Annotated in this window: 4 protein-coding genes; 1 reads left to right on the forward strand and 3 read right to left on the reverse strand. The window is 58.8% G+C overall.

The window, feature by feature from the left end:
- Positions 1 to 374 precede the first annotated feature (374 nt).
- Positions 375 to 10,370 (forward strand): S-layer family protein, encoded by a 9,996-nt coding sequence (locus tag H8B03_RS00075; protein WP_193139023.1) that lies wholly within the window; start codon positions 375 to 377, stop codon positions 10,368 to 10,370.
- A 322-nt stretch (positions 10,371 to 10,692) separates the two neighbouring features.
- Here H8B03_RS00075 and H8B03_RS00080 read toward each other — a convergent pair whose 3' ends face one another.
- The 3 genes from H8B03_RS00080 to H8B03_RS00090 form a co-directional block, all read right to left on the reverse strand.
- A complete protein-coding gene (locus tag H8B03_RS00080) occupies positions 10,693 to 12,087 on the reverse strand; it encodes a coniferyl aldehyde dehydrogenase (RefSeq protein ID WP_193139025.1) in 1,395 nt (464 codons plus the stop codon).
- Between the two features lie 105 nt (positions 12,088 to 12,192).
- Positions 12,193 to 12,840, reverse strand: coding sequence for a TetR/AcrR family transcriptional regulator (locus H8B03_RS00085; protein WP_193139026.1), 648 nt, complete (start codon positions 12,838 to 12,840; stop codon positions 12,193 to 12,195).
- Between the two features lie 559 nt (positions 12,841 to 13,399).
- Positions 13,400 to 13,768 (reverse strand): hypothetical protein, encoded by a 369-nt coding sequence (locus H8B03_RS00090; RefSeq protein ID WP_193139028.1) that lies wholly within the window; start codon positions 13,766 to 13,768, stop codon positions 13,400 to 13,402.
- Positions 13,769 to 13,861 lie beyond the last annotated feature (93 nt).

Here is a 13,861-nt window from a genome sequence, read left to right on the forward strand (position 1 = left end):
AATGATGTGCCTCAGGGTGGATACCTCTGGTCCTTTTGAGTTCTTTGCTCTGCTCTTTCTGCACATGCGAGGATCGAATGGCCAAGAAGAACACCACCCTGAATTTCGCCGCAACCAACCAGTCGCTCTGGTCCCCGGGGGAAGCCTTCGACGGCTTCCTAACCACAGGCGACCTTCTGGTGTACGAACTGCCGAGCCTTGAAGAATTCATCGGCATCAGCAAATTCAACACCAACATCGGCGCAACAGCCTATATGGAAGCCCGGTTCGGGCTGGTGGCCTGGGCCGATATCGGTTCGACCGGAAGCTGGCAGGCGGACTATGACATCTCGGTCGACATCGACCTGCCCTATGCTGTCTATGCTGCCGATCAGATGGTTTTCGACTTCTCGGACTACTACGTGGTCTCGGCCGACATCAGTTCGATCGGCTTTGGCAACGCCGAATCCGATGATCCGGAAAAGCTGGTTACCGCAGGCCTGGACCTGGTTGCAGAGTTCAAGGCAGGTCTGAAAGGCATCGGATTTTATGGCCCCATCCCCGGCGGGGTCGACAATTTCACTTTTGGCAACATCCCTCTGATCGATCTCGACCTCGGCGGCCCGTTGTTGGACGTGTCCATTGATAAGCCGACGTACAATGCAAAAGTTGAAGGTTGGGGGATCGAGTTCTATCTGGGGCTACCCACCGGCGCAGACACCGAAGGCTCTTCCGAGGGGTCGGGCGTGGTTTCCGGGAGTGGGATCTCCGACACGCGCTTTGCAACGCTGGATGCCGATCTGGACAACATCCTGACCGAGCTGTTGGGCTATATCAAGAACCCCTACATTGCAGCAGGGGTCAAGTTTCTCGAACGGGTCGTGTTCGCGGAATACGAGTGGGAAGTCGGGGGCGGCGACATCGAGTTCTCGTTCACGATGGTTGACGTTCAAGGGACGATCGGGGTCGCGCTGAGTGAACAGGTCAGACTGGACATAACAGAACCGGGGCCTTCGATGGTCCCGGATGTGAACATTGCACTGACAACGGACAACGGCACTCCCAACGATCCGAAAGACGACACAACGGTGTACGGCAACCTTGGCGATGTGCTTAGCCTGACGGCGCCCGCCGTCGGGTATGGCAACGCGCTTGTCACAGCTGAATACTCGGTCGGATCAGGCGTGTTTTCGCATTCAGTGGGTCTGAACGTAAATTCCAAGATCACCATCGATATCCTGAGCGGCAGCTTCGGCGGCGATCTTGTGCCCGGGTTCCTGGAGTTCGATTTCGGTCCGGTCTGGGATTATGAGTTCCCCGAAGGCGGTTACGACATCGATATCGACGGTCTGTACTATGATTCCTTTCCCGTCAGCGGTTCGATCTTTGGAACCCAGACCGAAGTCTATGACGTCTTCTATGCGCACCGAAATCTTGCCCCAACCGGTTGGGACAGAAGTCTGCCGTCTGCCGAACATGCGGCCTACGGGTTCATCGAGGCTGGTTTTCAGGCCAGAACGGCCGCAGCGGATTCCTTTGATCCCGGGAATGCCTATCTCAAGAAACCTACGCAGGCAGAAGTCAGCGCCGAGGATGACTTTGTCATCGATTACTCCAACGAGACCCAGAAAGTTCTGTTCACCTGGGCAGGCGCGATCACGTGGGACTCGGTCACACTGAAATACGGCAACAAAAGCCGCGTCCTGATCGCCCCCGATGCTGTTGAAGGTGTCAATCTGACCCCGGTACGGGCTGATCTGAATATCACCTTGCCGCAATCAAATCTGACCACCGGTGTTTTCCTGAACCACGACAGCGGCATTCAGTCTCTTTACGACGGCATATTCGCGTCGCGTTTCGCGGACTCGTACACCTACGAATACAACGGCAAAACATTCACATCCCGGAACGTAGCCAATGTCATCGGCGGCGTGCGCGGGGACGTTCTGGTCTATTCCTATCACGACTTCGCAGATTCAGATGGTCAAGGCGGCGAGTTTTTCGACGGTGGGGGCAACGAAAACGATTCCCATGACCTGTTCGTCGCCAACCTCGCGACCTGGGGTACCGGGGTGTATTGGGATCTGCCGAATTCGATCCTGCGCGACAATGATGGCGACCCGAATACCATGGGCGGTGTCACGCTGGAATATGCCGGCGAATCCATTGACGTCATCAACGTGGAGGCCATGGCGATCCTGACAGGCAATCAGGATGACTATATTGTTGCAGGGACCAAAAGCGATGTGATCCTGACCAATGGCGGGGATGATATTGTCAAGCTGGTCTACTTTGTCCCCAATGGGCCTGCAGGTATGCAACCGGTTGATATTGAGGACGATTATGTGCGTCTTGGTGCTGGCGATGATGTGGCCATCGTTGAACTAGGCAACATTCCCAATCCTGGGGGGAAGTTCACCGACTACATCTTTGGCGGCACTGGCATTGATAATGTGTTTGTACGTTCTGGCGTGCAGGGACTGCGCTATGACATGTTTGATGACACCCTCGCCGGCTATGTATTCGGCGGAGAAGGTATCGGAGCAGACGATACCCACGCAAATTTCAGCACGCTTTTGCAATACTATGGCGCAAATCTTGAAGATTACGCCGACACATACGGTGCGGATGACCCCTCATTCGGGATCGACACCAATGACGACGGCAGCGATGATTTCTTCGCACCCAATCACTACCTCCTGCTGAACGGTGGCTCGCAGCAAGGCCGGATCGAGATTTCGCGTGACGTTGAATACGTCAGTGTCAATGTCGACAGTGGCAGCGGTGGCGGCGACGACCTGATGGTCTTTCAGGGTGGCACCCGCTACGACGGCGGTGCTGGCAGCGATACGTTCATTGGTGATTTTCAAGCCTGGCAGTACGACAAGGGCGCGCGCGGCGGCCTGAATCTGGCGGTTTCGGACCAGGAATCCTATTTCGGTGACGTGGTCATCCGGAATATCGAACGCATTCACGTCATCGGCACAGACGACAATGACATCATCTCGGGTGGCGATGAGGATGACTATGTTTTCGGGGCCTACGGCAACGACTACCTGTATGGCGGGGTGGATGCAGTTGCAGACACCCTGGACGGCGGTGAAGGCAACGATATCTTTCTGTGGCAAGACAATGGCGCGGACACGATCATCGGCGGGAACGGTGTCGATACACTGAACATCGGGGCGTTCCAAAGCCCGATCGATGCTGACACCAGTGCGTTCCAGTCCGGCGGATCGCTTGGCTACACCTTCCTTGATGACCAGGGCAACGTGTTGGGGACGGCCTTCGGGCAAATCACCACCAACCTGGCAACCCAATTGAACATTCTGGCGATGTCGTCGCAGGCGGCTGTAACCCAGGCCTCATTCGGGACGGACAGTGTCAGCTACAGCGAGATCGAGAAGGTCAACGTCATCGGCTCTGAAGCCGGGGATGACATCCTGATCTATCAGGGCGGTAACCTGTATGACGCGGGCGAGGCTATTTCCAAGGATTTCGACCGCTTCGTCGCTGACTTCGGCTCTCAGAACGTCGGCATCGAATTCCGCATCAGCCCTCCGGGGAACTACAACGACGACGAGGGGTATCTCCTCGACAACGGGGTGTTCCTGCGCGGCATTGAAATGGCGACCATCCAGGCAGGCAGCGGTGTGGATCTGTTGGTCGGCGGTCAGTACGGCGACTATTTCTTCGGCGGCGACGGCAACGACATTCTGTATGGATTGGACGGCAACGACCATCTGGACGGACAGTCCGGCAGTGACATCATCATCTGGGACTCCCAAGGCTACGACGACATCATTGGCGGGACCGAAGTCGGGAACTTCTATCAGAACGGTCAGCTGGTTCAGAATGTCCAGGAAAACGACAACCTGATCATCAACGGCGGCTCCGGCCATTCCCGTGTGCGTCTGCTGGATGACACCGGTGCCGACATGCTGACCATCAACCCCAAGGGCCAGGTCTGGGCCGATGGCGGTCGCGATGCGATGCAGGAGCTTGCCGAGAAATCCCTGACCGCAACAACCTGGAAGTACTACAATTCGACCCCCGGAAACCCGAACAATCGCGAAGACCCCTCTCTGAAACACGTAACCTACAGCGAGATTGAAAGCGTCGATATCGCAGGTACGGACGCCTATGACGAATTGGTCGTTTACCAGAACGGTGTGGCCTATGTGGGCGGCGAGCGGGACGGTGATCAGGATGTGTTTGTCGCGGATCTGAGGGGCTTTTCCCAGGACCTGTTCCTTGATGTGACCTACGCGTCCGGGGTCGGCTACGACATTGGCCAGGGCACGCGGATTGCCGATTTCGAACGGATGCACGTTCTGCTTGGCTCCGGCGACGACACCTTCATTGGCGGCGAACTTGTGGCCACAGCCTATGAAGGGGATGGCACAACCGCCCTTGCGGCAGGCCAAGGCAATGTCGCCTATGGCGGGCACGGGAATGACAAGCTGATCGGCGGGCTTGGCGACGACTACTTCATGGGCGAAGGCGGTAACGATACGTTCACGCATATCGGCGGCAATGACACGATCGACGGTGGCACCGGCAGCGTTGACAGCCTGACGATCAGCGGCAGCGACGATGCGCTGGAATTGGCGGTATTCAGCGTGATGGACGGGGCGACCGCCCTGGTAAACTCGGCAGTCTCGATGGTTACTGGTGTCCCGAGTTTCACCGCGTTTACGGACTTTTACACGGTCGCCACCGATGCCTGGGTGAAGGTTACGCACGGGGCAGCTTCCGTTCAATTCACCGGGATCGAAGAAACCTTCATGTCCGGCAGCGAAGCCAATGATGTGCTGGTCGGCGGCACCGCGCTGGGGGTTCTGTTTGGCGGTGCGGGCGATGACGCGCTGGTCGGGCGCGAGGGCAATGATCTGTTGTCAGGTGGCGTCGGCGACGACGTCTATGTCTTTGGCGCGAACTTTGGCACCGATACGATCGCGGGCGAAACCGCTGGATCTTCCCGGATGTTGTTCACGGCGCACACGACGAACGACCTGTCCTTCAGCTTGGACGACATCGACCTGCTTGTGACCGCAGGCACCGACTCTGTCCGGATCATGGACTACTTCAAGGGTGATCCGACCATTGGCATGAATTTCACCTTCGAAGCCATGGATGGCGCCTTCAGCAAGGATTTCTCGGGCCTTGGGGCCGTTAGTCCCGGCTCCAGCGTTGGAACTACTTATCTTGGCACGCCAGATGATGATCTGGCGCCGATGGGGACAGATCGGTCAGATTTCTTCCGCGGGTTTGACGGAGACGACTTCTTCCAGGCCAGTGCCGGTGGAGACATATTCGAAGGCGGCGCGGGTCAGGATATTGTTTCATACCAAGAGGATACATCAGCCATTCAGGTGGATCTTGGCACGCAAAGCGCCATCCACGGCTCTGGCGACCGCGATCTTTTGGTGTCGATCGAGCAGATCGAAGGATCTGATCTGAACGACAGCTTCATCGGCAACAACGCCGAAAACATCTTCAAGGGCTTTGCCGGTGACGATACGATGTTGGGTGGCGGCGGAAACGATCAGCTGATCGGCGGCCACGGCAACGATTTGATCGAAGGCGGTGCAGGCAACGACCAGATGTCGGGCGGCACGGGCGACGACACCTTGCGGGGAAGCATCGGGACCGATTTCCTTGGCGGTGGTGCTGGCAACGACCTTCTGGAGGGCGGCGATGGTGCCGACATTTTTGATGCGGGCACAGGAAATGACACGGCCCGTGGAGGGACTGGCAACGACATCTTCACCTATCGGTCTGGCCTGGACAGCTATGCTGGGGATGCGGGCAGCGACACTGTAGACTTCAACCAACTGGATATTGCCGTTCAAGTTGATTTGACCGCAGTGGACGAAGCCGTGACCCGCGACGGTGTGGATCTGGATCCGACACTCGGTCCACTTCGCACGCTGGCACAACTGGTCACGGTCGAGAATGTCCGCGGATCCATTTTCGATGATGTGCTTGTCGGTGACGGACTGGCCAACCAGCTTGACGGCGACAACGGCGACGACGTTCTGACCGGCGGCGCAGGCAAGGACATCCTGATCGGCGGCGGTGGTTTTGATACCGTGGACTACAGCCGTGAAACAGGCTCTTCCGGGATTGTGCTCGACCTCTTCACGCCGGGGCAGGAAACGGCTGTGGACACCCACGGTGACGATGATGTGTTGTCGGGCATCGAAAACATTATTGGCACGCAGTTTGACGACATAATCAACGGCGGTGTTCGGGACAACATCTACTGGGGCGGCGCCGGCGACGACATTCTGGACGGTGATCTTGGCAATGACGCCCTGTACGGCGAGGCTGGCCAGGACACGCTGTTCGGCGGTGACGGCAACGACATGCTCAGCGGCGGTGATGATGCTGACACCCTCTATGCGTATGCCGGCAACGACCTGTTGATGGGCGGCGCTGGCGATGACGTTCTGGATGGCGGGGATGGGCTCGACAGCGCTTCCTACACCGACACGACGGCAGGTGTATCGGTTGACCTCAACGCCAACACGGTTACCGGTTCCGAAATCGGGACGGACACATTGATTGACATCGAGAATGTCATCGGCAGCACAGGTGACGACACGATGCTTGGCAATGCGTCCGCCAACACGTTCTCGTATTTCGGTGGCATGGACACCTATGACGGCGGCGGCGGTGTTGACGCTGTCAGCTACCAACAGTTCACGTCTTCGGTTCTGGTCGATCTGTCTGCCAGCAACGAAGCGCGTACAGCCGATGGCACCACGCTTCCGACATCAGGCCTGCGGACGATCGGACAGTTCACCAGCATAGAATCCGTCATCGGCTCGCAGTTTGATGACCATCTGGTGGGTGACGGCGGGGACAACACCCTGGTTGGCGCGAGTGGCAATGACCTTCTTGACGGCGGCACGGGTGGTTCTGACACGTTGGCCGGAAACGATGGCAACGACCGGTTTGCAGGCCGCATTCATTCCGGCGTGACCACCTATTCCGGCGGCTATGGCTCTGATACGCTTGATTATTCAGGCGCGACCGGTGCCGTGACTGCAAGTCTTGACATCGGGGATGGCAATGACATCGTCACCGAAATCGAGCGTCTGATCGGCAGCCAATACGCAGACACCTTGCTTGGCAACGCACTGGACAACGTCCTGAACGGGGGCTTTGGCAATGATACGATTGCTGGCGGATTTGGCGATGACCTGATTGTCTATGCCGGTGGTGAAGACATCGTCATGGGCGGTGACAGCAACGATACGCTTGACTACTCGGGCCTCGGATCTGCGATTGATGCCGATCTGTCGAAAACCACCCAATCTGTCACGACGGGCGATAGCACCGATTGGACTACAGGGGTTCAACGGGTTCTGACCACCCTGCCCGACAGCGACGTCGAAAGCGTGATCGGCACAGACTACGATGACCGGTTGCGCGGCACCGACGGCGGCAACATGTTCAGTGACGGCGGCGGTGACGATGAAGTCTACGGAGACGCCGGCAACGATGTGTTTGCCTACGGCGGAGGTTTTGACACCTGGGTCGGCGGAGCGGACAGCGACACGGCCAGTTTCTCGAATGTGGCAACCGGTGTCGGCGTTGACCTGACATCCACCGGGACCGGTGCAAACACATTGGCGACGGCCAGTGCCGCCGCGGTCGGTCTGGCCGTTCTTTCAGAGATCGAAAATGTCGTCGGCTCCCAGTTTGCGGACGTCCTGACTGGTGACGATTTGGCCAACATCCTTGATGGGCTTGGTGGCGACGACTTGATCGAAGGTGCAGACGGCGACGACTTCCTTTCAGGCGGCGATGGCAACGATACGATGATCGGAGGCGCGGGTGCGGACCAGTTCGTTGGCGGCGCCGGGGTCGATACCGCAAGCTTTGCATCTGCAAGTGCACTGGTCGCGCTGGATCTCGGTACCAACCAAGGGACCCAGGGCGATGCCGCCGGAGACAGCTTTACTGGTGTTGAAAACGTCATCGGAACCGCGTTTGACGATGTGATCGCGGGTGACGGTGAAGGCAACCGCCTCGACGGCGGTGATGGGGATGACCTGTTGTTTGGCATGTCCGGCGATGACACGTTTGTTGATGGGGCTGGCGATGACCAGATTGCCGGGGGCGATGGCAACGACATCCTGGTCCATACAGGCGGCACAGCCAAATTCGACGCGGGTCTGGGCGATGACGTGCTGGATCTGTCAAAGGGTCAATCGGCTGTGGTGGTGGATCTGGTGAAAGCGCCTCTGGCCTCTGAGGGGGGTGCATCGCGTGCGGTTGCCGCCACCACCGACACGTCAAGCTGGATTCTGCAATCCGGCGGAAGCCTGAGAAATATCGTTACGATGACCTCGACAGAAGCGGTCATTGGAACGGACTTCGATGACCATCTTACAGGCAACACATATGCCAACGCCCTGGACGGTGGCGCAGGCGACGATGTTCTGGATGGCGGCGGTGCGTCTGATCGCCTGACCGGCGGTACGGGCTTTGACGACTTCACCATCAGTGCAAATGACGGCATCGTCACGATCACGGATTTCGACGTCACCCAGGACACGCTGGATCTGCGCGCCTTTGCCCAATCCGAAATCGACGCAGCGTTTTCCAATGCGGAATACGTCTCCGAGAGTTTTGGCTTTGGTGATCCGATCGCACTTGAATTTGCCCGGATCAACCCTGACTTTGCTGCGATCGACTTGTCCGATCTTGCGCTTCCTGTGACGATTGTCAGCACGATCATCAGCCTGAGTGACACACAAATCGTCCGGCTGGTCGGCGTGAACCAAACCCAGTTTGCGCGTTTGCAACTGACCGGCGCCAACAACGCGCCCCAGGTTGTCGACGATAGCTACTCGGTCGACGAAGACGCTACGCTTACGGTATCTGCCGCCGGAATTCTGGCCAATGACTCCGATGTGAACGGGGATACGCTGTCTGCCTCGGTCAAAACCGGGCCCACGAACGGCAGTGTGATGCTCAACGGCGATGGCAGCTTCACCTATACGCCCAACGTCGGTTTTTCTGGCACAGACAGCTTTACCTACATCGCAAACGACGGAACCGACGACAGCAGTGAAGCAACCGTCACCTTGACGGTAGTTCCGACAGCGCCAATCCTGACGGCCCCTGCAGGAGGCGGAACTGTCAACGGCACGAACGTAGCCGAAGACATCCGAGGCAGTGACGGCCCGGATCACCTGAACGGGTTTGGCGGCGACGATGTCATCACGGGGGGCAATGGCGACGATATCATCGACGGCGGCGGCGGGTCAGACAGCTTGTTTGGCCAAGGCGGCAATGATCACCTGATCGGCAGCTATGCGGATGACCTGCTGTTTGGCGGCTCTGGCAACGATATTCTGGAGGGCGGCGACAGCCCGGACCAGTTGTTCGGTGGCAGCGGTGCAGACACGATGGACGGCGGCAACGGTTCGGATCTCTACGTCATCGACCAATTCGACACCGTCAACGACACCGGCGCCAATGGCTACGACAAGGCGCAGATCAGCAACGCAGCGGGCATTTCGGTGTCGCTGAACGGCTGGAGTGGCCTCGAGCGGATCAACGGGTTCTCTGGCGGCGACCAGATCGACGCTTCAACGGTGGTCCAAGGGCTCCTGATGTTCGGCGATGATGGCAACGACACGTTGATCGGCGGGCTTGGCAATGACGTGCTGATCGGTGGCGACGGCAATGACATGCTGACCGGCAACGATGGCAATGACATCATGTTGGGGGCCGCAGGCAACGACACGTTCGACGGCGGTGCAGGAAATGACGTCTTTTATATCGGTGAAAGCGGTGATGTGGTCAGCGATGGCGGCGCCGGGTTCGACAAGGCGGTGATCTCGACACCGGCGGGTATTGCCTTGTCCGTTGGGTCATGGCTGAACGTCGAACGGATCAATGGCCTGACGGGCGACGACAGCATTGATGCCACAGGCATGGCAACGTCAATCACCCTGGTGGGCTCGGACGGCAATGACACGCTGACTGGCGGCGACGTGGGAGACGTCTTTTTTGCTGGCAACGATGACGACGCGATCTTCGGGGGCGGCGGGGCCGATGCGATCATTGCAGGCGCCGGCAATGACACTTTGGACGGCGGCATCGGCAATGATTTCTACTTTGGCGGAGCTGGCGCGGATATCTTCGTCTGGACCGACAATTTTGGCCGGGACGTGGTGAAGGACTTTACCGATGGCGTCGACCGTCTGGATTTCTCGGGCCACAGCGGAGCGAACAGCATGGCCGATGTGAGCGTGACCCAAAGTGGCAATCACACGATCATCACGCTGACGACCAGCACCGACAAGGTGACCCTGGCCGACACGCTGTCCACCACGGTTACCGGCAGCGATTTCGACTTCGTGTGAGGGGACGGCCTGCATGGTCTTCTCATCAAGAACCGGGGCCCCTGGAGGAAACGCTGATCCGGAACAGTCCACCATTGCCCCCTGACCTGAGCATGCCCAGGCATCCGTTCATCACGACGTTCAGCACCCTGTTCAACACGTCATAATGACGGACACCCAGAAGCAACTCGATGTGATGTCAATGTTGCCCTGCCTGTGCTCTGCCCCCTGAAAGCCGAAAGAAAGCCGGGGCTCAGGTCACCATCAGAAGACCGATGCCAGAGGCTCCGCCCGCAGTCAGGGCTGTACGGCCGGACATTTCGGTCATGGTGTGCGTCCTCGACTAGCGGCCAAGAATTCGGATGGGGAGTTCTGCCAACCTGCCGAATGGCGGGCCCAGCACTTCAAAGGCGTTGAAAAAGCCAGGTTTGAAAACGGAACGCGCATGGCTCATCCGGCGAAACCCGTCGCGTCCGTGACAAGCGCCGATGCCACTGTTTCCGACGCCGCCGAAAGGCAGGTCATCCTGCGCGATATGCAGCAACGTGCCATTCAGAGTCACCCCGCCCGAGATGGCTGTGTCGAGGATCGTCTGCCGTGCCTTGCGGTCCCCTGTGAAGGCGTAAAGCGCAAGGGGCCGCGCGCGGCGGTTGATGAACGCAAGCGCATCATCCAGCGATTTGTAGGGTACAATGGGCAGGATCGGGCCGAAGATTTCCTCGTTCAGCAGCAAGCCCTCTTCAGACGCGCCGATGACCAGGGTCGGCGGGAATTTTTCACCGTAGTCCCCCGAAGGCCGCAGGATGGTTGCACCGCTGCCTTGCGCCTCCTGCACAGCGTCCACCAGACGGGTCCGGTGTCGCGCGGTGATGATGTTGGCGTAGCCGCCCTTTGCATTTGTGGCGGGAAAGGCGGTTTCGATGCGCTTGATCATCTCAAGCGCGAGTGCCTCGGCCTTTCCTTCCGGCACCAGCACATAGTCAGGCGCGATACAGGTCTGGCCGGCATTGGTGAACTTACCCAGAACAATGGAGCGCGCGGCCTTGTCCAGTGGATAATCCGGTGCCACCACGGCCGGGGACTTGCCCCCCAACTCCAGCGTGACGGGGGTGAGGTTGGCCGCTGCCGCCTGCATCACCTTGCGCCCCACAGCGGTTGAACCGGTGAAGATCAGATGATCGAACGGAAGGGCGGAAAACTCCTGTGCGACTTCGACGCCGCCGGTCTCGACCGTCACCACATCCGCGTCAAAATAGGTCGCGACAAGCCGCTGGAGCAGGTCGGAAAATCGGGGCGTCAACTCGGAGGGTTTGATCATGGCGCGATTGCCTGCGGCCAGGGCATCAACCAGTGGCCCGAGGGCGAGCAACAGCGGGTAGTTCCACGGCGAGATGATCCCGATTACGCCGAGAGGCTCATGACGCACCCAGGCCGAGCCGGGCTGGAACGGCCAGGCGACGTGGCGGCGCTCGTCGCGCATCCAGCGTTTCAGGTGGCGCGAGGTGAACCGCACGCCTCTGAGAAGCGGGACAATCTCAAGCAGTTCCGTCTCCTTACGGGGGCGACCGCCGAAATCGGCATCAATCTCGCGGGTGATGTCGTCGCGGTTCTCGACCACCATGCGCCGCAGCGCTGCAAGACGGTCCCTGCGCGTTGCCAGATCGGGTAGACGGTCACTGCGGGAAGCCGTGTGCATGATCCGGAAGGCCGGAAATTCGAGGTGCACTACATCTTTCATGAACGGGCCTTCTCTTCCGCAAATGTCAGGGCGTCCGTCCACCCCTACTGGCTTGCACATGCAAGAGGATGGACCCCGGACTGTCAGACCAGCTATGCGATGTACCTAGGAAAACTTGAGGGTGGTTTCAAGTTTTCCATTTTGCACCCGTTCGATGCCGCCAATCACCAGACTGGCCATCATCCTGGCGATATCCTGCGTTTCAACGGTACCGTCGCCTTGCAGCTGGATCACAGCCTCGAGCGCAATGGACACAACAATCCGTGCGATCAGTTCAACCTCGGGCGAGTCAGGGTCCAGCCCCGGCAGACCGCGCACAACATCTTGTTTAATATCGGAAATCACCCCTTCTGTTCCGTCCAGCCCGTAAAGCGCGGAACGGATCTGGTGTTGATTGCAGGCGATAAATGCGCGCGCACCATCCAGAGAGAGGATGTAGTCCAGCAAATCCCTGTAGGAAAGCAGGAGCATCGTCTCAAGGTCATCAGACTTTGCGCGTGCATTCGCCGTGATCGACCTGATCCTGTCGAGCATCTCGGCGAGGATCTCTTGAAAAACTGCCTCCTGGGTGCCGTAGTAGTTATAGAACGTGCCTGTCGAGATATCGCTGGCACTGACAATCTCTGCGATCGACGCCCGCCCCAGTCCATGACGGGAAAAAACTTCCCAGGCCCCGGCCCGAATACGTTCGCGGGTCTTGCGGGCCGTGGTTTCCCGTTTGCTTGATGGCTTGTAGGTGCGTGGGGTCGTCATGGCGCGCTATCCTCGTGGCCGTGCTTGATATGACACGACAGCGCGATCCACCGATCCATATTCCCAGACCATTTGAACGGATCTCGCTTCGCGCACGTGATCGCATAGGCCTACTGCTTCGGATCCGTCATCGCCAGCCCCGCCCGACAACCATGGCAACAGATTCACGCATCTCTCGATCAGGTGCGCCTTTCCCAATGCAACGGTTCAAGGCGTTTGACAGGCCATTTGCGCGGACTGATCTGCACGCCGCCCTTGGCGATTGGCCGGCAAAGCCGAACCCTCCGTTTGTGCCCGGCCACGAAGGTATCGGCATCGCGGCAGAGGTCGCAGGTCTTGTGGAAGCGGCAACGTAACCCTTGGCCTGCGAGACCCCGTCGAACCGCAACCCGGCATCGCTCCGGGCTGTTTCTGCAGGTCTTCCGAACAGAAGATTGACCCGATGACCATCAGCCGATGGCAGACAGAATGATCGGGCGCACTCGTGCTGCCCTCTTCCCGCTGTCCGCGCCGTGACCCGCATTCTGTGCCGGTGGGTAATGTGGTGCCAAAGGCCGCCTCAGAAGTTGACCCTGTCGCCGCCCGTGCGCTGCGGGCCAATCACGGTGTTCAGCGGGTGGTCATTGGCCTGGGTGTCAGGGCCGACAACCTTCACGTCTTTCTCGACCCTCCATTCGGCAGCCGAAAGCACCAGACACGGACAACCGGCAAAGTAATCGCCTTCCTTGTAGTCAAGGTGACAGCCGGTATTGATGATCGGCACCTCGACGAGGAAGCGCGTGCCCTGCACCAGTTGGGCGGGCGCATTGATGCGCATGGTGGTGGTGAATCGCCGGATCAGCACGCCGGACTTGGCCGTAGACCAGGCCCGAACCCTGATCGCGCAGGAAGGCTGGGTGTCGGAAAGCGCAAGCGCGGCGCTGTTCAATTGGCTTGAAGATAACTGCGAAATGCGGGCTGGCCCATGACATCAACGAACACACCGCTGGCATCTCGGCCATCGGCTTTGCCTGCGCAGATC

Source organism: Meridianimarinicoccus sp. MJW13, from assembly GCF_014901205.1.
Lineage (GTDB): Bacteria > Pseudomonadota > Alphaproteobacteria > Rhodobacterales > Rhodobacteraceae > Meridianimarinicoccus.